Genomic DNA, 24863 nt, shown 5'->3' with positions numbered 1-24863 from the left:
AACCTTTTATAATTTAACCGCATGACCGCCATCGAAAAAATAAAGCCACATGTGGTCGACTTGGCGACCCAATATATCTTCAATTGCCCGTTTATACAGCCGTAGCTGGAAACGATAGTTTTCAACCAGAGGTTCCACTCCTCCGCGATGTTCAAGCACTCGATCCGTCTTGTAATCTAGCAGAACAAGTTCACCATCAACCTCATAGAGACAGTCAATAATCCCCCTGACGAGCACCGTTTCATCCTGCAGCACAGCCTGTACTCTATCGTTTTCACTGTGTATCTCCTGCTCCTCGTTTGGCCGTAACCCACGAATCCATTCCTCAGGAGATTGATCTGCCGGGAGACCATACGTGAACGGGATTTCCCTTCGAATCCACGCCGCACGCAACATCTCCATTCCTGGTTGTGTATCAAAAAAAGCAATCAATTCACTTCGTTCAATCGCCTCTGCTTGATAAGGAAGCAATATTTGAATCGCCAGCAGGCGCGAAATCGTCTCATCAACAATCGCTTCATCCACAACAGATCCGTCTACAGGGAGATGCTGCATGAGCGTGTGGTACACCGTTCCCCGTTCTGTTCCTGTCAGTTGCCGCTCTCCCATGAATTTGGGACGACGCAAGTGTAGTTTGAACGAAGCTTGTGTCGCTGGACTCGTCTTACTATCATTGCTTCCATTCCACTTACTATCACTGCCTCCAGTCCAAGCTTGCTCCTGCAGCTCTTCCATAACGGGGTATGAAGTATCCTCCTGCGTCGATAACAGACTCTTGATTTCGGTTACTGAAGTGCTCGCCGCCACTTGTGAAGCTGATTCATATGGATAGGTCCAGGAAAGCCGCTTATCTATCTCACGCACAAGTGCATTTTGAACATTAACTTCCAGAACCTCTTCACTGTCCGCCTTTAGTTCTGTCCGTTCATCCGTCTTCTGATCTGCCGTTACCGATTCAATCTCTGAAACCGGATTGGCCTGTACGCCCTCGGTATGATCGATCACTTCTGTCGATGGGTTTAATCTGACGGGTTTCGCCGCATGCAGAGCAGCCAATCGTTCTCTCCGCAATCCAGTTAATTCATCTTCTTCACGCTCCACAAGGTCGGCGTGTTGCTGGAGAGATACCCTATCCGCAGCAACCACGGATATGCTCCAGCGTGATTCATCACTCGCAAGGCAAGCCGCATAAGAATCACGATCACCTGCAAGCTCACGTAGCACCGCGGCGTCCCGGTGTCTAATCAAAGCTGGCCCGATCCAATCCAGATAATTTCGTCCGGCAGCAAGCAGATAATCAGGTAGCGCAAGCTCTGGACTGTCTTTAACCTGTGACCAGGTTTGTGCTTTTTTGGCAGCGTCCTTCACCGTGCCTATCAGCACCATTTTTTCTTTTGGCCGGGTTAAAGCCACATACAGCACACGCATTTCTTCCGCCAGCAGTTCAAACTGAGCCCGGCGACGTATAGCCAGATTGGCTAATGTAGGATAGGCCACCCTGTTGTCACGATCCACAAACCTCGGGCCAAAGCCAAGTTCCTTGTGCATCAGAAACGGTGCATGCAGATCTTGCTGATTAAACATTTTGGAGATACCGCCAACAAACACAATCGGGAACTCCAACCCTTTGCTTCGATGAATTGTCATAATTCGTACAGCATTATCCTGTTCCCCTGAACCGCTGGCTACGGTGCCAAGGTCTCCACCATTTTCCCGTAGTCGTGAGACATATGTCAGGAACCGGAACAACCCGCGGTTTGCAGTTGCTTCCTCATATTGACGCGCCCGATCATACAGAGCCTTCAGATTACTTTGGCGTTGCTGACCGCCAGGAAGTCCGCCAACCCAATCCAAATATCCGGTCTCCCGATAAATCCGCCAGATCAGCTCACTTAAACTGCCTTGTCTTGCCTCAAGTCTCCACTGCTCCAGCTGACGCATGAAATGAATGAGTTTCTGTTGCAACCGCGAGCGCGCGAGTTCTTTTCCACCCATAAAGCCTGCATCTTGCTCACCCGTTTCAATTTGCAGATCAGCTCCCGAATCAACTTCCATCTCCGCAGTAACGGCTGATTGGCGTTGAGCCTGTTCGATTTCTGACCAGCCTTCTGGCCACTGCATCTGAACCATCCCGTCGACATACGAATCCCGTCCCAACTCAGAACGTTGACCAGTCCCATCGGATGCATTCCTCCACTCTCCTGCAGCAGAAACAACGGCATCATAGAAGGACTGTCTCTTATCCCCCAGACGAATGTGAGCAAGCTCTTCTTCATTTAATCCAACCATGGGAGAACGAAGTACGGAGGCTAGAGGAATATCCTGTCTTGGATTGTCCACAAGCTGCAACAGAGATAACATCACTTCCACTTCCGTAGCTTGAAAATATCCCTTGCTCTGCTCTCCACCTGCGGGTATGCCCTGCTGTCTGAATTCCTCAATCATCAGCGGTGCCCACATCAGCGTGGAACGCAACAAAATAACAATGTCTCCATAACGTGCCGGACGCATCGTTTGCAAAGCCTTGTCATACACACTCAGTGCAGGCTTGTCTGTCTCCCCGACCATCTCTCGGATACGCCCGGCGATGGCGCGCGCTTCCAATTGAGCCGTTTCAAGTTCGGCACTCTCCAGTTCTGCAGCTGCGGTTGCATCTACACCGTCTTCCGTACCTTCCGGTATTTCGGTTCCGCTACCTTGGCGATCAATCAACATAAGTTCAGGTGTGTAGGCTTCGTTTCCAAGTGTCTCTGATGGAAAAGAAGCCCCGTAAGCCAGCTGAGCCCGCTCATCATAAGCAATCTCAGCGACCCCTTCATTCATCAACTGTCTGAATATGACGTTGACGGAATGCACCACTTCGGCACGACTACGGAAATTGCGCGCAAGGTCGATTCGTTTCCCCGTTACCGTTGCTATACCCGTTCTTGTACCATTCTCTTCGTTGATCTCTGTATCCACATGAACACTCGGAGTGTAGTTGCGATATTTGTTCATGAACAGGCCGGGTTCAGCCAAGCGGAAACGGTAAATGCTCTGTTTAACATCACCAACCATAAATCGGTTACCTGGATTCTCTCGGGAGATTAGCCTAACGATATCCTCCTGAACCGTGTTCGTATCCTGGTATTCATCCAGCAGCACTTCATCAAAACGTGCACGGTATTCCATCGCCGCATCCGAAGGCATCGAATGTTCAGGTGTGGAATCCTCATGACGCAAAATGTGCAGACAATAGTGCTCCAGATCGTTAAAATCGACTTGTCCGCGTTCCTGCTTCGCCTGAAGATACCGTTCACCAAAGGTGCTGACTAGACGGGAAAGCTCCTGCATCAACGGTGCAGCCTGTTCCAGCTCCTGCCAAAAAGAGAATGCACTCCTTCCAAAAAGTGAACCTTTTAGATCAGCAACAGCTTTTTTTGCCGTTTCTCGCAACTCCTTCACCTGTTCTTGCAGCCCAGGGTCGGTCTGATCTTTTTTACAAGGCTTCAATTTGCCAAATGCAGCTGGCTGGAATACCTCAGGCAACCTTTCCCAAGGCATGACTTCGACGGCGGATAAAAGCTCTTCAACCATCGCCAAATCCTCTTTGAGTGTCTCCGCATAAGGTGCAGGACCCTCAGGCTGCAACGAAATCTGAATCCCTTGTCGCAGCAAACCCGCCGCCCCGCTCAATGCGAGAGCCGCATCCCGTAAAATGCTCTGCACCCATGCAGATTGCCCCAGTGCCTCTACACTTTCCACCTGAAAAGCTTCAGCCATCTCCATCAGCCAGTGATCAGGCCAGGAATGACTTCGCGAGAAATCGTATAAACGCTGCACTAGCCGGTGCATCGCATCATCATTTCGCTCTCCACTGAACCAGTCCACCAGTTCGCGGAACGTGCTCCCCTCGTCTTCTTCGCCATACTTTTCCTCGAACAACTCCTCCAGCAATTCCTGACGAAGCATCTCAGCCTCATTTTCATTCAGAATACGAAAAGCCGGATTTAGCGGAATCTGCTGATAATACCTGCGAATGACCTCCATACAGAAGGAGTGCAGCGTTGTAATGGATGCTCGTCCGAGCAATGACAACTGCCTGCGCAAATGCTCCTCCTCCGGTTGCTCCTCGAGCGCACGTTCCAGCGCTTCCCGAATACGCTGTTTCATCTCGGCCGCCGCCGCCTTCGTAAACGTGGCTACCAGCAAGCGGTCCACGCTGAATCCTTGGGAAGGGTCTGCAATTTTGCGAATAATCCGCTCCACCAGAACAGCTGTTTTTCCCGATCCTGCAGCTGCGGCGACCAGAATATCTTCCCCACCCTCGGAAATGGCGCTCCACTGATCATCACTCCAGAAGCTGCCTTCCGGTTTAGGCATATGCATCATAACGTTTCCCCTTCCCTGCTGTGAGACAGCATATCCCAAACTTGCTGTTTGCCCGGTTTGGACAGCAGTTTATAGTCGTTCCCCTCAATATTTTCATCAAACTGACAGACCGATTTATATGAACAGAACGTACATGCAATCTCCTGCTGTATCCGGTACGGTTCAATGGCTGTATCTCCATCTGTAATGCGAGTTCCAATCTCGCGGATATTACCGCGAACAGCAGCAAGCAGCGTATCCCATTGTTCTGGCGTCGCTACAGCAGCACTGCTGTAAAAGCTGCCATCTGCTTTTAATGCCACTGGAATAATCGCGGAATGTCCTTTATCAAGCGTGTTATCCATTTGAGCAACGGCATCACGGTCAGCGAGCAACAGACCCTTCATTTTAAAGCGTTTCAGAAGTTCCTGTCCTGCCTGTTCGGATGTCATGCCGTTTGCCGATTGCAGTAGTGGGTTATGCACATGGAAATAGAGTGTACCTCCTGGCATTGCCGTTTCCCCTAACCATTCCTCAGCAGCGCTAAGCAACACCTCCAGATAGGTGAGCATTTGCAGCGATAGCCCGTAGTAAACTTCATGAAGCTTGAGATCGGTCTGACTGGATTTGTAGTCAATTACTCTTAACAACAGACCGTTCTCTCCTTCAGCGACATCCACGCGGTCGATCCGGCCGACAATCTCCAGTACACACCCATTCTCCAGTTCAAAACGCAACGGCGGCAAAGGTTTCCCTGGACCAAAATCCAGTTCCAATCCAATCGGTTCAAAACTACCACGTCTGGACTGCTCACCCAAAATAACGGATGCCCGGCTGACGATATCTTTTAATTTGCGAAAAATATAGCCATAGCGCTTTGTGCTAAGCAAAATTTCCCCTTGGAGCTGCGGAGCGATCTGCTCCACCGTCTGCTCGGCTTCCTGGCGACATTGTTCGGGTGTCAGGCTGCCCCAGCTACGATTTTCCTCACGCAGGCGCATCGCCAGTTGACTCAGTGCAGCATGGAACAGTTGGCCGATATCCGGAGCTTGAAGACGATATAATTGCCGTTCCTTAAGCTTCAGCCCATGTGAAGCAAAATGAGAGAATGGACAGGCTACAAAACGTTCCATCCGTGATACACTCGTTCTTACCTCCGTACCGTACAGCCTGCGGCTGGTTGCCGTTTCCAGTCTCCGCGCACGGTTACGATAAAAGACAGAACTCAGCAACCGCTCCAGCCCAGGGCGGCTCTCTTCCCGGTTTACATGCCAATTGTAGACTGCCCACCATATTTCAGGAATGTCTTCTCCCCTACGCCATCTGCGCAATTGTCCAATCAGCATGGAGAGGCTTTGTTCTGGATGAATCGCGTAAGAGAGGTGCACGGCTTCCAGATCCGAGACGGGCGGCTGAGCAAGCAAAGGCTGCTCCTGCAATCCAAACATTTTGCGTACATGGCGCACAATCTCGGAAGGGAGTAGTGATTTACCTTCATCATCTGCGACAGGATAGCTCAGCCATAACTGCTTGCTGGCAGCGGTCAGAGCGGTATAGATGAGAAAACGTTCATCCAACATGAGTCTCGTTGCACCAGGTCCCAGCCCCATGCCTCTCTCTGTCAGCAATAACCTTTCCTGCTCCGTTAGTACTCCGTTGTCCTGAGGGATCGCTGGCAATTCCCCATCAACCGCCCCAAGAATAAATACATATTTCATATCACGCAGACGTGTACGATCCATCGAACCAAACAGCACCTGGTCAAGGGCCGGGGGAACAAGCCCCAGCTTGAGCTCAGTCAGTCCTGTCTCCATCATGCCCGCAAACAAAGTGATGTCCAGACGTTCATTGCCCATCATATCAACCATCTGGTCAAGAAGATCCAGCACGGCTCCCCACATTTGACGATGCTCTCTCGAACGCTCCGGGTCTCCCTGAGCCTTGGCCTCAGCAGACATCTGATCCAGCTTATGTGCAATATCTGCATCCTCTAACAGTCTAAATAATGCCTCGCACTGAGCGGCAGCCGTTTTTGCTTTTTTCATTCGTTTCTCAAACGTACCGAGTGCCGATGTAATCAAGGCTCTGCAACTCTCCATCAGCGATAACACTGCATCGCGTCCTCGGCTGCTTCCTTCCTGTCCCTGATCCTCCAAAGACAGACTCGGCACATACTTCCACGGCTTACCATCCGTCCAGCGATATCCATGGATACCGCAAGCAAGCACATAGTTCTCCAGCTGATCCATATCCTCACGAGTAATTGAACCATCCAGCGGAAGCAGCAGATCCGTTTTGACACAGCGAAAAACATCCTCATACCGCCAGTTGCGCCGAACGATATCTAGCGCTGAACGAATAAATTCGGATAATGGATGATGCAACTCACTTCGTCTTCGGTCCAGGAAGACCGGAACATCATAGTCCCTGAATAAAGGCTCTGCAATATCAGCATAAGTCTCCAATCCGCGAACCAGCACCGCCATGTCCCGATATCTCGCTCCATCCTCTTGCGCAAGGCGACGCATTTCACGTAGTGCACCCTCCAGCTCTGCCCTGCGATTCTCCGCAGCCATCAATCGAATCCCCGAGTCCTCGCCTTGACTTCTCCAGCGAACACGCCGATCAAAACCGGCCTCCAGATGGGCAAGTCCCGGCCGGTCCTTAAATCTCGGAAGCACCTCGTCATGAAGTAGCGTGGTATCGCTGGTTACACCCAAATGTTCGGCCATGCCTTTGAGGCGCGCATAGGCATTGGCAGTTGGATAAAATAATTCCAGCTCTCCTGGCAGGATACCTTGCTCGTAAGAACCATCGAGTGTTAGGGAAATCGTTACAGACGAGGCTTGTAACATGAGCTGTCCTATTACACTCATCTCCTGCGGGGTGAATCCATGGAATCCGTCAATCCAAACCTCGGCCCCCTGCAACCATGTACTTTCTGGCAAACGACCTGTCAGTTCATTCAGTGTATCTTCATCATCTATATATAAATCAGCCAATTCCTTCTCATAATCATGGTAGATCAGATTCAAATCATGAAGCTTGTCTTCCAAAATAGGTGAAGCCGATGCAATGCTCCATGTTGCAAGCCCTTCTTCGAGTGCCGAAGCATGAACTTCATATCGTTTAAACTCACTATATAAATTAGTCAATTCCCCGATAAAGCCAAGCTGGCTGCCCGAAGCAGCAAACAGTCTCAGTTCTTCTTTCCTACGCTGAATGACTTTATATAAAAGCATCTTCTTGCCCTCGGCTCCAATCGGAACGCGAGCAGAACCGCCAGCCTCCTGCATGACGCGATAAGCCAGACGGCGAAATCCAAGAACTTCGGCACGCATCGTACCTTTAATATCTCCGGAAGATATCAGGGCCTGCTCTGTCCGGAATGAGCTTTGTTCGGGAACGAGTAGAATCAACGGTTTTCCTTGGGGCTCCTGCCTAAGCAGAGATGTGATTTCTCGGGTAATCAGTGTGCTTTTACCACTGCCTGCCCGGCCAATAACAAAGCGTACGGACATGTGTCATCCTCCAAACTGCACGTACAAGATTTTAATTTCCAGTATACCATACCTTCTTCACTTCGGAACATACGTTTGCCATGATCCACCAAATAAGAACACAATATGGCTATTGAAAAAAAGCCGCCGCCTGTACAATACAGCCAGCAGCTTCTTATGGATTTACGTTTATTACCAAACTCGGTGACAGATACGCCTAGTAGTTGTTTTCAAGTTTACAATTTCGTTAAATGAATTCATGCTCTACAGCCTTCTGCAAGGCCTCGAAAAAATCCCGGTTTCTCTGGCTATATCCCGGCTTGCATCCTCGTAGCGGCATGAGATGACTGTAAATACAGCATATGGCGGTTTTGAATGACCAAGATGGCTATGTAAGCTCCAAACCACACCCGGTTTGACATTTTTCTTGAACGTATAATCCGTCGGGCTGGAATCAGCTTCTCTATGTTCCACATACCCCTCCGGTGCAATGAATTTCCCCAATTCAGTATAAAATTGTTTTCGAATACCCTCTTTTAGATTTCGCAAGTCAATGTACGCCTGCTACGTCTATAATTACGCGTTTCAACCAGCATATCCGTAACCATAGCGAGCAGACCTCCTCCTTTTTCGAAATTAAATCCTTCGGTTGTTAACCTGGACATAATCGAGTCAAGACGAAGACTGAACACTGTTCCTTTTCGACCAATAATATAAGCTGTTCGCCAAGATCAAGCTTCTTCTCATAAATAAAATACCCTATAAGATGGACTTTTTAAAGTGTCTATCTCACAGGGTACCTGTGTCATTCTATAAACAGAGTATTCTTAATTTTTTTTGCTTCTCACTTCAAAAATAGCGAACTTCAGGTAATGCCCTTCATCTACACCCAAAATTTGCGGGTGATCCTTACCGGCGGCCTTCCAGTCAATTAAACGCAGTACTTTACCTGCATCTTCAGCGGCATCCGCAATCGTTTCCAAGAAGAGGTCAGGACGCATGTGGTAGGAGCAGCTTGCGGTTACCAAGTATCCACCCTCATTGACCAGTTTCATGCCCTGCAAGTTGATGTCCTTGTAGCCGCGGCATGCCCCTTTGACTGCTGATTTTGTTTTAGCGAAGGCAGGTGGATCAAGGATAACGACATCAAACGTTTTTCCAGCACTGGACAATGCTTTGGAGGTATCTACCTTTTGCTCCGCTGCTCGTGCTCGTGCATTGCGCTCATCAAGTCCTTTGACTTGCTCACGCAGATATTGAAAAGCATCGGCTACAACGAACTCAACCCGATCCGTGAAACCATTTAGCTCCACATTGGTTCGTGCGCTCTCGATCGCATGTTCGGAAATATCGAGGCAGGTTACCTTTTTCGCTCCAAATTTGCAAGCATTCAGGGTAAAGCTGCCGGTATGAGAGAAACATTCCAGCACGGTGGCACCGTCCCAATATGGGAAAGTAACCACTTTGCCACCCTTATTCACAGGCAACAGCTGCTCTGTTCCTTCATGCTCGACCTGTTGCACGGTGATGCCGCTTTTGTATCCCCAGCCTTTCATCAACGGTTCAATGGCAGCCCGGTTTTCACGCTGGTCGAAGAAGTACCCTGTCTTCTGTCCTTCTACGATGTCCACCTTGATGAGCAGCCCATTTTCGGTCACAGTCACATGACGCGGGCATTCCCCGTAGAGCGGTCCTTTGATCTGCTCCAGACCTTCCAGTTCACGGATCGATACATCACTGCGCTCATAGATACCTTCCGGCTGCATCACTTCAATGAGAGCCTGGACAATCGCTTCACGGCAACGGTCCATACCCAGTGTAAGGATCTGCACAACTAAAATGCTACCGAACCGATCAACGATCAATCCAGGCAGGAAATCAGCTTCACCATAAACAAGACGGTAGGCTTCGCCATCCTGAATGAAGCGTTCCCGGTGACGCAGACAATCATGGAAACGAGCAGCAAAAAAGGCGGTATCCATCTGTTCAAACTCCATAGGCTGGTATGAGACTACACGAACGGTAATCTGGGAAGCCGGATTATAATATCCCGTTGCCAAGTAACGACCTTGATGATTCAGTACATTAACGATATCACCCGGTTCCGGGTTGCCGTCTACGGATGCAATTTCATTTTTGAAAATCCAGGGATGTGCATGTTCCAACCGCTTTTTGCGGCTTCGTTCCAGTGTAACGGATGACAAGATTGATCCACTTCTTTCTTATTTTAGTTGAAAAGATAGGTTTGGGCGGCAACGAGACGCTCCGGGGACGAATCGATCCTATGATCGCTGTTGTCCTCAGATTTTTTGGATTCCCTTCTCCAAAGGTAAAAATCCGACGACAAGCCTATGCTTCCGATGTAGCTTTCTTTCAGAAAGCTTTCAGGCGAGCCCTTTGCTTCCTTGGATTCGATTCCGTCCCCTCCGCTGCGTTTGCCGAATCACCGTATCTTTTACATGGGGGCTAGCAGTCTCAATTCCTCTTGTGCTTGTCATGCTTGTCTCTGCTTCCTCATAGGATAAGTGATAAGGAATGGGACGGGAGGAATGATTCGGATGTTCAGAGAAGTAATTCTGCCTCTGTTATATGGGCTGATTATCTTTTTTGGCGGTATGAAGCTGATGGAGACAGCGCTGCAACGCATGGCGGGGCCGATGCTGGCAGACTGGTTAAACCGTGCCACTTCTGCCCCATGGAAGGGCATGGCATTCAGTGCAGGCGCAACCGCAGTGCTGCAGAGCAGCACTGCGGTAACGGTACTCACCATAGGATTAGCTAACGCGCGCTTAATTACCTATGGACGCACTCTCGGCATTATCTTGGGGACCAATATTGGAACCTGCTTAACTACAGAGCTTGTCGGTCTTGAGATTGGACGTGCCGCACTGCCGTTGTTGCTTCTATCTCTAACAGGCTGGGCTGTTTTTGTTGTCCTTGGTGAACGCAACCAAACTGCCCATGAACGGACTCGCCGTACTTTGACCAATATCCAATTCAGTTTCCTTGCGGCAGCAGGATTTGCTCTTGTCATGACAGGCATTCAAGTCATGCAGTCCATCGCCGTTCCACTTCGGAGCATGGGCGTATTTCAATGGTTTCTGGAGCGGTCGACCGACAGCCTATGGTGGGGCTTTCTTGCCGGTGCGTGCCTGACCGCGCTGATTCACAGCAGCGCCGCGGTTATCAGCATGGCGATTACACTTGCAGCGACAGGCGTGCTGCCTGTAGAGATCGGCATCGCCATTGTGATCGGATCTAACGTAGGAACCTGTATCACTGCTGTTATTGCAGCCGCAGGCGGGGCTTCCGCAGGCAAATTTGTAGCAGCCTCCCATGTTGTGCTCAACATTGCGGGAGCACTGCTGTTTATGCCGCTGATCAGCCAGCTGCATGCAGCGTCAGCCTGGCTGTCAGCGGACCACGGGGCACAGATAGCGCATGCCCAGACCCTTTTTAACATCATCAGTTCATTGCTAGCTTTACCGTTCTGTTACCTACCGATTTGGCACAAAAAAACACCTGTGCTTACCCCGTCGGCAAAGAGACCTGTCGCTTAATAAGTTGCCACAATATCGGCGTTATTGACGACAGAATGGGTAGGTAAGTAGCCATCATTGAAGCGTAACGTCGTAAGATTTTAAACGTTGATGCCCAGTTTATTCAAGCCAATGCGCAAAATGTCATCGTTATTATCGTATCCACTCTGCTGTTGTTTGGACCATGCTTCTTCGGGAGAGTACCAATCCACACCTTTAATCTCTTCCATCTGAGGCTGGAGATCACCGCTTTGTGCTTCAACGAGATAATAGTGCACTTCCTTGTCCACTGGACCAAACTCGGCATGCTGATACGTATAAGCAATGATATTGATCGGCTCCACAATGCGTCCCACCATGCCTGTTTCTTCCAAAATCTCACGGAGCGCCGTCTGTTCGATCGTTTCTCCATCTTCCATCTTGCCCTTGGCAAGTGTCGTTTTACCATAACGGTCTACGATAAGCTGGATTTGAATCTGGCCATCCTCACCTGTTCTGTAAACAACGCCGCCTGCTGAAATTTCTTTTTTGTTCATGATGTTCTCCCCCATCTGACTTCAATTTCTTTTCTTGGCAAAGAAGGACCTCATCTCCTCGGGTATTTTCCCCAAGGAAATGAAATCCTTGTTCATAACGCCTGAATTACATCGCGGCAGGTTTCACATTCTCTTCCAGTACACGAACCAACGTACCTTGGCTTTCATTCGCACCGGCTTCGGTCAACTTCACGCGGCACACCTTGCCTACCATATCCGGCGTTCCATCAAACACCAGTTGAATGTAGTTATCACTGTATCCGTGCAGCTTGCCACTGCCTTCGCGGCCTTTTGCTTCACCTTCAGGAATAACCTCGAGCACTTGTCCAACGAATTTCTCAGCATACTCCAGTTGCATCTGCTCAGACAGTTCAATCAATTCATGCACCCGTGCATTTTTGATTTCCTCATCCACTTGATCCTCCATGCGTGCTGCCGGAGTACCCGTACGTTTGGAGTATGGGAATACGTGCATTTCCGAGAAACCGATTTTGCGCATCAATTCGTAACCGTTACGATACATCTCATCTGTTTCGCCTGGGAAACCAACGATAACATCGGTTGTGATCGCAACATCTGGCATCGCCTCACGTATACGCAACATTTTGTTATAGAACTCTTCAGTCGTATATTTGCGGCGCATACGTTTCAGAACAGTGTCATCTCCTGCTTGCAACGGAATATGGAAATGACGAACCAGTTTGTCTGAACGTTTGATCACATCCAGCATCCGATCATCAATCTGACTTGCTTCAATCGAGCTGATGCGAATACGCTCCAGACCTTCCACTTTGTCCAAGTCCCACAGCAGGTCGGTCAGATCATAGTTTTCCATGTCATCTCCGTACCCGCCTGTATGAATACCTGTCAGGACAATCTCCTTGTAACCCGCTTGTACGAGCTGGTGTGCCTGCTGAACAATGCTGTTTGCCTCACGGCTACGCGACAGACCACGGGACCACGGAATGATGCAGAAGGTACAGAAGTTGTTGCAACCATCCTGAATTTTGAGGAACGCACGCGTGCGATCCGCGAAATCCGGTACATCCATTTCCTCAAATACACGTGTTTTCATAATGTTACGCACCGCGTTTACCGGCTGACGCGATTCCTGAATTTCATTGACATATGGCAAAATTTTATCCCGATCCTGGGTTCCGATGACCAAATCTACGCCAGGAATATCCAAAATCTCGGCAGGAGATGTCTGTGCATAACATCCGGTTACTGCTACAATGGCATCCGGATTGCGTCGAATAGCACGGCGGATAATTTGACGACTCTTCTTGTCACCTGTGTTAGTTACGGTACACGTATTAATCAAATAAACATCGGCTGTCTGTTCGTCGAAATCTACCTGTTCGTAGCCTTCGTTTTTGAATAGTTGCCAGATCGCTTCTGTATCATAAAAGTTAACTTTGCAGCCCAAGGTGTAAAACGCCACGGATGGCATAATTACATTCCCCCCATTTCTCCAGATTCATATAAAACACAAGTCAGCGCAGCCATACCAGCCGTCTCAGCTCGCAAAATACGCTTGCCCAGTCCAACCGATATCGCACCTGCCTCATCGGCCTGAGCCGTTTCCTTCTCGGAAAATCCGCCCTCAGGTCCAACAACAATCAACACATTCGCCCCAGCATCAGCAGCAAGCTGCTCCACAAACGGCTTCAGAACATCTCTAAGATGTTTACCGTCTTCTTTTTCATAACAATAACATACCAGGTCGTAGTCCCCAAAAGAAGATAACAGCCCTTTCCAGGAAAGCGGCTGCTCAACGGTTGGAATGCGGTTACGATGGCTCTGTTCAGCAGCTTCCTTGGCGATTTTCCGCCAACGCTCCAGACGTTTGCCTTCCTTCTTGGCGTCGTATTGCACAATCGTACGTTCTGATAGAAAAGGTACAAAAGATACGGCCCCGATCTCCGTACATCTCTGAATGACCGTCTCCATCTTGTCCCCTTTGGGCAAGCTTTGTGCTACCGTTACATTCAACCTTGCTTCGCGATCCATAACCAGCGGTTCCAGGATTGTCGCTTTTACTTCCCCTGCTTCAATACTATCGATGGCGACCAGTGCTTCTTTAGAGCTTCCGTCGCTGACAATCAGCTTGTCCCCGGGTTTGCCACGCATGACTTTGCCGATATGACGGGCATCGTCGCCTGTTATCACCACTGCATGTTCACTGAACTGCTCTGCAGATACAAAATATCGCTGCATATGTTGTCCACCCATTCTTTCCTGTTATGACTGGAATTCTTCCTGCTGGAAGCAGGCAAGAATCCAATCGCCACAGATGATCATACAACTTTTATGTGCTTATGACCAGCACTACGGTTCGATTACTGACCATTTATGAGCTTATATTTAAAGATATAATTCAATAACGAGACCCACTAAATCCCTGTACATGTCATTGGCAAACAGATATAGTGGTTGAATTGTGACTGCCTGTAATGGCGGAATAATTAAGATCAATAGGAAGACAATGATGGACCATTGTTCCACACCTTGCAGCTTGCGGCTGATTGAAGGCGGCAGCACATCTTCCAGAATACGGTAACCGTCCAGTGGTGGAAGCGGGATGAGATTGAACATAAACAAGAAAAAGTTCGTGACACTGAACATCGGCAAAAATGTCATCACAGCTGTAACGACCCGCTCATTTTCAATGTTCCCCAGTACACCTGATCCAAACAATATTCCATAGATCACTGCCCCGATAATAGCCAACAGCAGATTGCTCAGTGGACCTACTACAGAAACAATCGTTCCCATGAGTCTCGGTTTGTCAAAGTTTGCACGGTTTACAGGTACAGGACGTGCCCACCCAAACCCTGCAATGACAAGCAAAAGCACCCCGAGCAGGTCAAAGTGCGCCACCGGATTTAATGTGACCCTTCCCAGCAGCTTGGCTGTTGGATCACCGAATTTGTTGGCAAAATACGCATGCGAAAATTCATGAATCGTAAATGCAATCAGAATGGTCACCAGGAAGAACGGCAGTTGATCCAGCGGCAGACGGAAAATCCGATCTAAGAAGTCCATAGACTACCTCTTTCTGGCTTCAAAGGCTAGCCAGTCCTCTTCACGCTCGATCGCACGAACTTCAAATCCTGATGCCACCAGCGCATCATGTACAACCTGCTCCTTGTTCTTCCATATGCCCGAAACGATATAGATGCCACCAGACTCCAGTGCTTTATACACATCATCAACGAACAGCAAAATAATTTCAGCCAAGATGTTGGCTACAATAATTTTGACTGGCAGCTTAACACCAAGAGCAGGATCTTGGTTTCCAAGCACAGACAATAGGTCACTTTCTTTGACCGTAATCTGCTGTTGCATCTTGTTCAGTTCCACGTTTTCTATCGCACTTGTTACTGCAACCGGATCAAGATCAAGTGCGAGCACATGCTTTGCACCCAGATGTACCGCGCCGATAGACAGAATACCGGAACCCGTACCCACATCTATCATTTCCTCGCCACCCTGAATCACTTTTTCCAGTGTACGTAAACAGAGTGTTGTCGTTGGATGTGTACCCGTACCAAAAGCCATTCCAGGGTCCAGCTCAATAATTTTCTCATCTGGGCTCTCCGGCGTATATTCCTCCCACGTTGGCTTGATCGTCAGACGATCGGATATGCGCACAGGTTTGAAGTATTGTTTCCAAGCCGTTGCCCAGTCATTTTCATCCACCGTACGTGTTTCGTAACGAATCTCCCCGGCATCAATACCAAACTCGGACAATTCTTCAATTCTCGGGTTTACTTCTGCCTGTAAGGCAACCATATCTGTACCTTCGGAGAAATATCCTTTGATGACCGCAAAACCTTCGGGAATATCATTCAAAGGAACGTCATATAACTCGCCATACGTCGTATCCCGTTTTTTATTTAAAGTGCCGGACTCTTCAATCGACACCCCTCCAGCACCCGCTTCATGCAAAAAATTCGAAATCATCTCCACAGCTTCTTCTGTGGTATGTATTGTTAGTTCATGCCATAACATACGTGGTTTTGCCTCCTCAATAATTAAAAACGTCTTTTGCCTGCTAATAATTCAAACATCCCAACTATTGTACTACACATGCAAGCCGAAGCACAAAGCATACTCATAAAAGAAAACAAAACAGGATATCCGCAGTCAAACCGCTCGAATATCCTGTCCCATTTTTCGGTACCTGTCGATCTTTCTCGTGAGCACCACTAATAAAAACGTCCGCCGTTCTGTGTGATCATCTCTGCAGCTTGCGGTAAAGAATCGTGAGAAACGGATACCGTCAGTAAAATGCCCTGCTTTACACTTCGCGCTGCATCTTCTGGTGAATGGTCATACACCTGTCCTCCCGATAACATCTCGGTCTCATCACTGATTAGAGCAAGTACATTCAGCTCGCCGCTGAAGCCGCCAACAACAGCTGTTGGTAAATGCTCTTCTCCTTTAATATTATTTGACCCAGCTGTCCCTGCATGCTCACGCAGACTCTCGATGCGCAGCTGGTTCGGATGCAGCAACTCCAGAGCTCTGCGAGCAGATTCAGCTTCAGACCAACTCGTAAATACAGCCTCAAGTGTGACCGCCGAGCGATCTTCAGTCATGAATTTCTCTTCCTTGACGACGATCTGCTGCCTCACTGCGGCGCAAAGCTTCGATATCCTCGTGATCTGCCGCTTCTGCGCTGAACTCCACATCCTCATTTTTCGCAGACTGAAGACGTTTCATCTTTTCCGTTTTTGTTAAAATTTCACCTGGTCGTTGTCGATTAGCCATTTCATTTTTCCTCCCTTTGTATTTACACATACACTCCGATGACAGAATAACCTGGAGAGTAGCTGTTATCCCCAGATTTTTTGATTCCCTTTTTCAAGGGGAAAATCCGGTGATAAAGGCGAAGCCTATGCTTCCGATGTAGCTTTCTTTTAGAAAGCTTTTAGCTCCGCTTTTTCAGGTCTTTTCTGTCCTCTCCGTTGCTGTGTAAATGATCTTATTGCTCAAATTCAGATCATTCCACCGGCTTGTTCAATGATCGACATCGCTCGGTGATGCACCTCTTCATCCACAACGACAGTTAATAGAATATCCCTGCCTGTAGGGCCGCCTTGTCCGCCATCACTCATTCCGCTTGCAGCAGGGTCTGCCGCAGCCATAATGCCTGAGCTGGCATTGGTTTGCATCGCATCAGGTATCCAAGATGAGTAACTGCCGGAGATACCTGGTTTATAGGAGGCTCCACTTGGTCCAACACCCGCATAACGGCTAAAACGATTAATGGACACGTCTTCCACCCGCAGCGCCTCCAATTTTTTGACCGCTCCCTGTGCCTGCTCTGGGCTATGAAAATAGGCCAAAATATTTTTCTCCGTCATTTGCTTCACCTGCTTCCTGTAATTCTGTCAATCTGTATCTATTTCACAGATCGTCCCGCCATGCTATCTTTCCGCAACCGAGCCCAGAATATACCGAATTTCTAACATGTGGGGACACTTGGGAACACTTCGAAGCAACCTAATTTACATAAGAAAAACACCTTCGATCATCAAAGATCATCGAAGGTGTTCTCATAACTACTTCATATATGAATCAGTCGCCGCGAAAGGCGCGTTTTACTCGATCAAAGAACGATTGCTCATGCTCATGGGTTTGTTCGCCATCCAGTGCAGCAATTTGACGAAGCAGATCTTTCTGTTCGTCATTCAGCTTACTTGGTGTAACCACAACAACCTTCACATGTTGATCTCCTTGTCCCATACCGCGGAGGCGTGGCACGCCTTTGCCTTTGAGGCGGAAATACGTACCGGTTTGTGTACCCGCCGGAATTTTCAGCTTCACTTTTTCGGTCAATGTCGGGATTTCTATCTCGTCTCCGAGTGCGGCTTGGGCAAACGTCAACGGAATTTCACAATAAATGTCATCGCCTTCGCGCTCAAAGAAGTCATGAGACTTCACACGAATAACAATGTACAGGTCGCCTGCAGGACCACCGCGCAGACCGCCTTCACCCTCACCTGTCATACGCAACTGTGCACCGTCATCCACACCAGCTGGAATGCGAACATTGATTTTGCGCTGTTTGCGAACTTTACCGCTGCCGCTGCACGTTGTACATTTTTCTTTGATAATCTGTCCAGTACCGCTACAGTTCGAACAAGCGCGGCGATTGACCATACGACCAAATGGTGTATTCTGAACGACTTCCTGTTGTCCACTACCTTTGCAGACTGTACATGTTTCCGGTTTCGTTCCTGGTTTGGCACCTGAACCGTGACAAGTGTCACAGCCTTCCGTACGCGGAATCGTAATATCCGTTTCCTTGCCAAATACAGCTTCCTTGAACTCAATCGTCATGGTGTACTGCAAATCGTTCCCCCGCTGCGGAGCGTTAGGGTCACGGCGCCCGCCACCGCCACCAAAGAACATATCAAAGATGTCGCCGAAGCCGCCGCCACCAAAGTCTCCACCGCCAAATCCACCTTGATTCGGATCGATGTGACCGTATTGGTCGTACTGAGCACGCTTCTGGCTGTCACTTACGACATCATAAGCTTCTTTTACTTCTTTAAACTTGGCTTCCGCATCTGCTGCTTTGTTCACGTCAGGGTGATACTGACGGGCCAGCTTACGGTAAGCTTTTTTGATTTCCTCGTCGCTTGCATTTTTGCTTACGCCGAGCACCTCATAATAATCACGTTTTTCAGCCACTCTTCCACCCCCATAACATTCACCTTATCGCACATCGTGACAAAAGGAAAGTCAAAGCACGGGAGCCCCGGCTATGACTTTCCCTTTAATCCGAACGTCACCGATGTTTAACTCGCAGACTATGGCGAATTAATTATTTTTTATCTTCGTCTACAACTTCGTAATCAGCGTCTACGACGTTGTCACGTTTAGCAGAACCTTGTTGCTCTTCAGCACCTTGAGTCGCTTGTGCATCAGCTTGAGCTTGCTCATACAATTTAACAGACAACTGTTGAACAATCTCAGTCAGTTCTTCTGTAGCGGCTTTGATGTCTTCCAGATTGTCGGAAGCCAGTACGCCTTGCAATTTTTCTTTGGCAGCATTTGCTTTTTCTACTTCGCCTGCATCTGCTTTTTCACCAAGATCTTTAATTGTTTTGTCTACAGAGTAGATCAATTGGTCTGCACTGTTTTTCGCTTCAACAAGTTCTTTACGTTTTCTGTCTTCCTCAGCATGAAGTTCAGCATCTTTCATCATTTGCTCAACTTCAGCATCGCTCAGACCGCTGGAAGAAGTGATGGTAATTTTTTGCGTTTTGTTTGTACCTTTGTCTGTTGCAGATACGTTAACAATACCGTTGGCATCGATATCGAAGCTAACTTCGATTTGCGGCACACCGCGTGGGGCTGGCGGGATATCTCCCAGCATGAAGCGACCAAGCGTTTTGTTGCCAGCAGCCATCTCGCGCTCACCTTGCAGAACGTGAATCTCAACGCTAGGTTGATTGTCTGCGTAAGTGGAGAACACTTGAGATTTACTTGTAGGAATCGTCGTATTACGCTCGATCATTTTCGTAAATACGCCACCTGCAGTTTCAATACCCAGGGACAGTGGAGTTACATCCAGCAATACCACGTCTTTAACGTCACCTGTTAGTACGCCCGCTTGTACAGCTGCACCAAGTGCAACAACTTCGTCCGGGTTCACGCCTTTGTGAGGCTCTTTACCTGTCAGTTTTTTGATGGCTTCTTGCACCGCTGGAATACGTGTAGAACCACCAACCAATACGATTTTGTCGATATCGTTAGGTGTCATGCCCGCATCACTCAACGCACGGCGAGTTGGTTCGAGCGTACGCTCAACCAGGCCAGCAGAAAGTTCTTCAAATTTCGCACGGCTGAGGTTCAATTCCAAATGCTGAGGAACGCCGTCAGCAACCGTGATGAATGGCAGGGAAATCGTTGTAGTCAATACGCCGGAAAGCTCTTTTTTCGCTTTTTCAGCTGCATCTTTCAAACGTTGCACCGCTGCTTTATCTTTGCTCAGATCAATGCCTTGATCTTTTTTGAATTCATTCACGAGATAGTCGATGATCACTTGGTCAAAGTCATCGCCGCCCAGTTGGTTGTCACCACTAGTTGCTTTAACTTCGAAGAAACCATCACCCAGTTCCAGAATGGATACGTCGAACGTACCGCCGCCCAGGTCATATACAAGAATGGTTTGGTCTTCGGATTTTTCCATACCATATGCCAAAGCTGCTGCTGTTGGCTCGTTGACGATACGAAGTACTTCCAGACCTGCGATTTTACCCGCATCTTTCGTCGCTTGACGCTGACTGTCATTGAAATAAGCTGGAACGGTGATAACCGCTTGAGTTACCGTTTGGCCCAAGTATGCTTCTGCATCAGCTTTCAGCTTTTGCAGGATGATTGCAGAGATCTCTTGTGGAGAATAATCTTTGCTATCGATCGTTTCTTTGTGGGATGTACCCATGTGACGCTTAATGGAAATGATCGTCCGATCCGGGTTGGTGATCGCTTGACGTTTTGCTGTTTCACCAACGACACGCTCGCCATCTTTTTTGAAACCTACAACAGAAGGAGTAGTACGCGCACCCTCCGGGTTTGGAATAACTACAGCCTCGCCGCCTTCCATAACGGCTACGCATGAGTTGGTTGTTCCTAAGTCAATACCGATTACTTTGCTCATCGGAAAATTTCCTCCTCAACAATTTAAAATGAATAGGCACTTGTCAGCCTTATTGTGTTAGTAAGTGATCTGCTCTATGTGTATAAAAGCTGTATATTAAACTTCGTCCCTTTGTTCAGCCTCGGATTAAGAACTTACTTTAACCATTGCCGGACGAAGTACTTTATCCTTCAGCATGTAGCCTTTTTGAACCTCTTCCACAACGATGCCTTCTTCATGCTCATCGCTCTCCACTTGCATAATCGCTTGGTGGAATTCAGGATTAAACGGTTTTCCAACCGTTTCCATCGCAGTCAGTCCTTCGTTCGTCAGCACGGTTTCCAATTGACGCAAGATCATTTGAAATCCTTTGGCAAAAGATTCAGTCTCCGTACCTTCCGGTACCGTAGCCATAGCGCGTTCAAAGTTATCCATAACCGGTACCAGTTCGGTGACCAGCTTCATTGAAGCGTATTTGGCAAGTTCCTCTTTTTCCTTCTGTGTCCGACGGCGGAAGTTATCAAAGTCAGCCTGTGCACGAACAAAACGTTGCTGGGTTTCCTCAGCCTCTGCTTTCACACGTGCCAGTTCACTTTGTTCCTGATCTGTTATCTCCTCAGCTTGGGCTTCAGCTGCTGCAGCCTCATTGACCGGCTCCTGCTCGGCTGTTACTTCTTGCTCTTCTGTAATTGATTGCTCCTCTTTCAAGATGTTCACCTCCTTATAAGAATGAATCGTATTCCCGTTGCTTATTTGAAGCGAGTCGTCAGCATTGTTGTAAGGTCACGGGATAATGTATTTAAAATATGGATGACGCGTGCATAATCCATGCGGGTTGGTCCTAAAATTCCTATGGACCCAAGTGCCTCGCCGTCCAAGGAATACGACGCTGTAATCAAGCTACAGTTCGCAAAGGCTTCATGATCATTCTCGGTGCCAATTCGCACCTGAATTCCGGGCCCGCCGGGCACTGGCATCATCAATTTCATTAATGTTGGTGTCTCATCTAACAAATCGAGAATATCCTTAACTTTCTCTACATCTTTGAACTCAGGTTGTGTCAACATATTGGTAGCACCGCTGAGGAACAAACGGTTGTCATGCTCATTGTCAAACGCGTTGTTGAGCACCTGCATAACTTCCTCATATCGCGTGATATGACGCTCCATTTCCTGACCGAGCTCAGTATAAAGACGTGATTTCAACTTGTAAATCGGTACGCCTACCAACTTGGTATTTAACAGACGAACGACATTCTCCATCTCGGCAACCGAGATTTCGGGTGGAATCTGAACCGTCTTGTTCTCCACTTGACCGGTGTTCGTCACTATAATAGCTACAGCTTCATTCTCATTCAGCGGAAGCAACTGGAAGTGACGCAGTGATGTATGAAACACCTCTGGTCCAAGCAAAATCGAAGTATAATTGGTCATATGAGACAAAATGTTGGAAGCATGCTGAATAACCTGTTCCATCACATTAAGCTTCTCCGCGAAAAATGACTTTAAATCGTCCAATTCCTGCGGCTCCACCTGATTCCAGGGAACCAAATGGTCGACATAATATCGATAACCCTTATGAGAAGGGATGCGTCCAGCTGAAGTATGCGGCTGTTCGAGAAACCCCATCTCTTCGAGGTCGGCCATTTCATTACGAATCGTTGCCGGACTATATCCAACATCTCCTCTTTTGGAAATGCTTCGGGACCCTACGGGCTCAGCTGAACGGATATAGTCATCCACTATAGCGTTCAGAATCATTCGTTGACGCTCTGTTAACATGGTGAGTATTCCCTCCTTCTGACACTGTACTGCCCCATGTCGTTAGCACTCCAGTTAGATGAGTGCTAATCGGTAATACAAAAATACCAAACTGACATGATCATTGTCAAGTGAGTTTGCGGAATGGGATCATCTATTTATAGTATAGGCCAATAACCTTACCTTATAACGTATATTATGAACCTTGATGCTGGATTTCTCGCTCGGCAGGATAATGTCTCAGACTGAAACGTGCTCCACCTAGCGGTGAATCACTATACACCAAATCTGCATGGAGACGTGCTGCCAGTTGCTTGCTAATCGTTAGTCCCAGTCCTGTCACCCCATTATTTCCCGTATAAAAACGACGGAAAATATGCTGCCTGTCATGCTCATTCAAGCCTGGCCCATCATCATCAACATGAAAAATCCAGTCTGCGTGATCATCGGCAGAGAGTTCCAATGTCAATTTCACTTGCGTTTCGGTATGGCGCACAGCATTTTGCAGCAAATTCAGCAGAATCTGAAACAATTGCTCCCCTGCTGTTTCCACCATGAACGAATTTGCTTCCGCTGTCAAATGTATTCCTCGCTGAAACGCAGTTGGCATGAGCAGATACACTGCTTCTTCGGCCATGTTTTTCAGGTCAATAACTGCCACAGGCCATTCCTCATCCACAGTTTCCAGTCTGGAGAGCTGAATCAGCTTTCCAACCATATCAATGAGACGCTGCGACTGGGCAGCAATAATTTCAAGCCCCTGATCCGTGGATACGACCTGATCCTGAATCGCATACACGTAACCCTGAATGGACATCAATGGTGTCTTAAGTTCATGTGATACATTTTGCAAAAACTCCAGCTGATGGCGGTGATGGTCATCGATTCTGTTACTCATTAATTGAAAGGTCTGAATCAATTCGCCGATTTCTGTATGGTCAGCCTGTAGGAATTGATCTCTGTCAGGCATGTTTGGTTCATATTTGTTAACAGCCTCTTTCAAGCGATTGAGTGGCTGTACCGTTCGCCACACGGCGAATAAACCAATCAACAGGATAACGACGAAACTTGCAGCAATCGACAGAAGGGTTGTCCGAAACAACGGAATATACATCGCCCTAAGTGATGATAGCGGAGAATACAAAATTACCCGAAACTGTTTATGTGACAGCTCCGCCTCACTGTACAGTACCTTTTTTCCATTCAAAATCATATACCCTTCGTGTGTACCTGGAAATCCTTGCAGCTTCATCCCCACACGTCCTGCACTACTCGAAGCCACGATCTTGTCGTCTCCATCAATTACAAAATAGTCGGCATAAAAAAGGATGTCCTTAATAAAGAAGCGGAAACTGTCATTGTCCAGATCCTCCAGGTCATCTACACGAATGATTTTAACAGCTTTCTTCGTTTGGCCATTTAATTGCTCTTTGACCTGATTGAGCAAAATATCATCAAAAAGATGGATAAAAAACAGAACCGTAAACGCCACAGTAACCAACATACTTGCAAACAAAGCGAGCAGCATTTTGCTGCGTATCGTCTTCATCGTGTATGTACAGCTGCTTTATAGCCGAACCCCCACACGGTATCAATGGTCAGTGTTGCTTGAACCTGCGCAAGCTTTTTACGAATCCGTTTCACGAGATCATCCACTACACGCACTTCACCGTAAAAATCATAATTCCAGACTTGCTGAATTAACTGTTCCCGGCTGAAAGGACGATCCAGGTGTTGGGAAAGAAATAACAAAAGCTCGTATTCCCTTCCGGTTAGCCCCAATTCTTCTCCTCTAACATTGACACGTCGGAATTCTTCTGAAATCTGCACGTCGCCTATACTAAAATAGGACCCTTCCTTCGGCTGATGCCGATCCGTTTCTTTTAGTTCAATGCCTTGTGATAAGCGACTGCTGTGTATCAAACGAAGCATGCCTTTTACTCTCGCAACCAATTCACGCGGATTGAAAGGTTTGCTCAAAAAATCGTTACACCCCAGTTCCAAACCATTTAAACGATCGATTTCCTCCCCCCGTGCCGATACCATAATAATCGGAATTTCAGTGAACGTTCTCAGTTCTGTCAAGAGCGTAAGCCCATCAACCCCGGGCATCATAATATCGAGAATCAAACAATCTGGCTTTTTCGAGCGAACTTCCCCGACCAGCTCTCTGCCGTGCGCAAAGGAGGTCACTTCATATTGTTCCTTTTTCAAGTAACCTGTAATGAGTTGTAGAATATATGGATCATCATCCACTACAAAAATATGCGGCATTGGCATTCACCTCATTCATGAATATATCACTTCTGATATGTTTGTTATTAGATATGTCACTATTAATGTAACAGAGTCTGTGCACGAATTTCAAAACTTCCCATGAACACACCCAATACGCGCTTCCCAACTCCTGCTTAAGATAGCAAAGACGGAGATTCCCTATAGAGAACTCCGTCTGTAAGCCTTTGTCATTCACATCTCACTGATACAATAAATCGTTGTTCTGAACAGGTAGAGCGAAG

The 24863-nt window shown here is 47.9% G+C and carries 20 protein-coding genes; 1 reads left to right on the top strand and 19 read right to left on the bottom strand.

All coding sequences use genetic code 11. The features are described from left to right. Positions 1-6: 6 nt before the first annotated feature. The 5 genes from addA to ABIE27_RS02445 all read right to left on the bottom strand — a co-directional run bounded on the left by addA (position 7) and on the right by ABIE27_RS02445 (position 10054). Positions 7-4371: a helicase-exonuclease AddAB subunit AddA gene (gene addA, locus ABIE27_RS02465; RefSeq protein WP_123062578.1), complete on the bottom strand. Its 4365-nt coding sequence runs from the start codon at positions 4369-4371 to the stop codon at positions 7-9. Continuing rightward, positions 4368-7871, bottom strand: coding sequence for a helicase-exonuclease AddAB subunit AddB (addB, locus tag ABIE27_RS02460; RefSeq protein ID WP_123062579.1), 3504 nt, complete (start codon positions 7869-7871; stop codon positions 4368-4370). Before addB ends, addA begins: the two co-directional genes overlap by 4 nt. A 243-nt stretch (positions 7872-8114) precedes the next feature. After that, positions 8115-8399, bottom strand: a complete 285-nt coding sequence (locus ABIE27_RS02455) for a hypothetical protein (RefSeq protein WP_429349857.1) — start codon at positions 8397-8399, stop codon at positions 8115-8117. Next, entirely contained in the window at positions 8387-8515 is a 129-nt protein-coding gene (locus ABIE27_RS02450) for a hypothetical protein (RefSeq protein WP_429349856.1), read from the bottom strand. Before ABIE27_RS02450 ends, ABIE27_RS02455 begins: the two co-directional genes overlap by 13 nt. A gap of 162 nt (positions 8516-8677) precedes the next feature. Next, positions 8678-10054, bottom strand: coding sequence for a class I SAM-dependent rRNA methyltransferase (locus ABIE27_RS02445; protein ID WP_429349855.1), 1377 nt, complete (start codon positions 10052-10054; stop codon positions 8678-8680). 354 nt (positions 10055-10408) lie between these two features. Here ABIE27_RS02445 and ABIE27_RS02440 point away from each other — a divergent pair, with 354 nt between their 5' ends. Next, positions 10409-11410: a Na/Pi cotransporter family protein gene (locus tag ABIE27_RS02440; RefSeq protein WP_429349854.1), complete on the top strand. Its 1002-nt coding sequence runs from the start codon at positions 10409-10411 to the stop codon at positions 11408-11410. Between the two features lie 80 nt (positions 11411-11490). On the opposite strand, the gene ABIE27_RS02435 is transcribed toward ABIE27_RS02440, so the two are convergent. The 14 genes from ABIE27_RS02435 to ABIE27_RS02370 all read right to left on the bottom strand — a co-directional run bounded on the left by ABIE27_RS02435 (position 11491) and on the right by ABIE27_RS02370 (position 24618). Next, positions 11491-11928, bottom strand: coding sequence for an NUDIX hydrolase (locus ABIE27_RS02435; RefSeq protein ID WP_123062866.1), 438 nt, complete (start codon positions 11926-11928; stop codon positions 11491-11493). Positions 11929-12031: 103 nt separating this feature from the next. Beyond that, entirely contained in the window at positions 12032-13378 is a 1347-nt protein-coding gene (mtaB, locus tag ABIE27_RS02430; protein WP_123062584.1) for a tRNA (N(6)-L-threonylcarbamoyladenosine(37)-C(2))-methylthiotransferase MtaB, read from the bottom strand. A 2-nt stretch (positions 13379-13380) separates the two neighbouring features. Then, a complete protein-coding gene (locus ABIE27_RS02425; RefSeq protein ID WP_123062585.1) occupies positions 13381-14145 on the bottom strand; it encodes an RsmE family RNA methyltransferase in 765 nt (254 codons plus the stop codon). Between the two features lie 147 nt (positions 14146-14292). Next, positions 14293-14973 carry a site-2 protease family protein gene (locus ABIE27_RS02420; protein ID WP_090914779.1) on the bottom strand — a complete coding sequence of 227 codons (681 nt, stop codon included), beginning with the start codon at positions 14971-14973 and terminating at the stop codon, positions 14293-14295. A 3-nt stretch (positions 14974-14976) separates the two neighbouring features. Then, the gene (gene prmA / locus ABIE27_RS02415) at positions 14977-15942 is read right to left on the bottom strand and encodes a 50S ribosomal protein L11 methyltransferase (RefSeq protein ID WP_429349853.1); all 966 of its coding nucleotides are present in this window, start codon (positions 15940-15942) and stop codon (positions 14977-14979) included. A 197-nt stretch (positions 15943-16139) separates the two neighbouring features. After that, positions 16140-16532, bottom strand: a complete 393-nt coding sequence (locus ABIE27_RS02410; protein ID WP_123062587.1) for a hypothetical protein — start codon at positions 16530-16532, stop codon at positions 16140-16142. After that, positions 16525-16704, bottom strand: a complete 180-nt coding sequence (locus ABIE27_RS02405) for a YfhD family protein (RefSeq protein ID WP_123062588.1) — start codon at positions 16702-16704, stop codon at positions 16525-16527. The genes ABIE27_RS02410 and ABIE27_RS02405 overlap by 8 nt, the downstream gene beginning before the upstream one ends. A gap of 227 nt (positions 16705-16931) precedes the next feature. Further along, positions 16932-17300, bottom strand: coding sequence for a hypothetical protein (locus ABIE27_RS02400; protein WP_123062589.1), 369 nt, complete (start codon positions 17298-17300; stop codon positions 16932-16934). A gap of 214 nt (positions 17301-17514) precedes the next feature. Further along, a complete protein-coding gene (gene dnaJ / locus ABIE27_RS02395; protein ID WP_123062590.1) occupies positions 17515-18633 on the bottom strand; it encodes a molecular chaperone DnaJ in 1119 nt (372 codons plus the stop codon). A gap of 133 nt (positions 18634-18766) precedes the next feature. Next, positions 18767-20605, bottom strand: a complete 1839-nt coding sequence (gene dnaK / locus ABIE27_RS02390) for a molecular chaperone DnaK (RefSeq protein ID WP_090914791.1) — start codon at positions 20603-20605, stop codon at positions 18767-18769. A 126-nt stretch (positions 20606-20731) separates the two neighbouring features. Then, positions 20732-21292 (bottom strand): nucleotide exchange factor GrpE, encoded by a 561-nt coding sequence (grpE, locus tag ABIE27_RS02385; protein ID WP_123062591.1) that lies wholly within the window; start codon positions 21290-21292, stop codon positions 20732-20734. Between the two features lie 41 nt (positions 21293-21333). Beyond that, positions 21334-22365: a heat-inducible transcriptional repressor HrcA gene (gene hrcA / locus ABIE27_RS02380; protein ID WP_123062592.1), complete on the bottom strand. Its 1032-nt coding sequence runs from the start codon at positions 22363-22365 to the stop codon at positions 21334-21336. Between the two features lie 175 nt (positions 22366-22540). After that, positions 22541-23893 (bottom strand): sensor histidine kinase, encoded by a 1353-nt coding sequence (locus ABIE27_RS02375; protein ID WP_123062593.1) that lies wholly within the window; start codon positions 23891-23893, stop codon positions 22541-22543. After that, positions 23890-24618, bottom strand: coding sequence for a response regulator transcription factor (locus ABIE27_RS02370; RefSeq protein ID WP_123062594.1), 729 nt, complete (start codon positions 24616-24618; stop codon positions 23890-23892). The genes ABIE27_RS02375 and ABIE27_RS02370 overlap by 4 nt, the downstream gene beginning before the upstream one ends. Positions 24619-24863: the final 245 nt, after the last annotated feature.

It is taken from the genome of Paenibacillus sp. 4624, assembly GCF_050435065.1.
GTDB lineage: Bacteria > Bacillota > Bacilli > Paenibacillales > Paenibacillaceae > Paenibacillus > Paenibacillus amylolyticus_D.
The sequence above is the reverse complement of the archived record's forward strand: the minus strand, read 5'-3'. Positions and strand labels throughout refer to the sequence as shown.

Coding starts and splice junctions, on each gene's coding strand:
- hrcA (WP_123062592.1), bottom strand. CDS start 22,365: ATGTTAACAGAGCGTCAACGAATGATTCTGAACGCTATAGTGGATGAC.
- dnaK (WP_090914791.1), bottom strand. CDS start 20,605: ATGAGCAAAGTAATCGGTATTGACTTAGGAACAACCAACTCATGCGTA.
- ABIE27_RS02420 (WP_090914779.1), bottom strand. CDS start 14,973: ATGGACTTCTTAGATCGGATTTTCCGTCTGCCGCTGGATCAACTGCCG.
- ABIE27_RS02370 (WP_123062594.1), bottom strand. CDS start 24,618: ATGCCGCATATTTTTGTAGTGGATGATGATCCATATATTCTACAACTC.
- ABIE27_RS02425 (WP_123062585.1), bottom strand. CDS start 14,145: ATGCAGCGATATTTTGTATCTGCAGAGCAGTTCAGTGAACATGCAGTG.
- ABIE27_RS02375 (WP_123062593.1), bottom strand. CDS start 23,893: ATGAAGACGATACGCAGCAAAATGCTGCTCGCTTTGTTTGCAAGTATG.
- ABIE27_RS02440 (WP_429349854.1), top strand. CDS start 10,409: ATGTTCAGAGAAGTAATTCTGCCTCTGTTATATGGGCTGATTATCTTT.
- addA (WP_123062578.1), bottom strand. CDS start 4,371: ATGATGCATATGCCTAAACCGGAAGGCAGCTTCTGGAGTGATGATCAG.
- ABIE27_RS02400 (WP_123062589.1), bottom strand. CDS start 17,300: ATGACGGAGAAAAATATTTTGGCCTATTTTCATAGCCCAGAGCAGGCA.
- ABIE27_RS02410 (WP_123062587.1), bottom strand. CDS start 16,532: ATGACTGAAGATCGCTCGGCGGTCACACTTGAGGCTGTATTTACGAGT.
- ABIE27_RS02405 (WP_123062588.1), bottom strand. CDS start 16,704: ATGGCTAATCGACAACGACCAGGTGAAATTTTAACAAAAACGGAAAAG.
- addB (WP_123062579.1), bottom strand. CDS start 7,871: ATGTCCGTACGCTTTGTTATTGGCCGGGCAGGCAGTGGTAAAAGCACA.
- prmA (WP_429349853.1), bottom strand. CDS start 15,942: ATGTTATGGCATGAACTAACAATACATACCACAGAAGAAGCTGTGGAG.
- mtaB (WP_123062584.1), bottom strand. CDS start 13,378: ATGCCATCCGTGGCGTTTTACACCTTGGGCTGCAAAGTTAACTTTTAT.
- ABIE27_RS02450 (WP_429349856.1), bottom strand. CDS start 8,515: ATGTCCAGGTTAACAACCGAAGGATTTAATTTCGAAAAAGGAGGAGGT.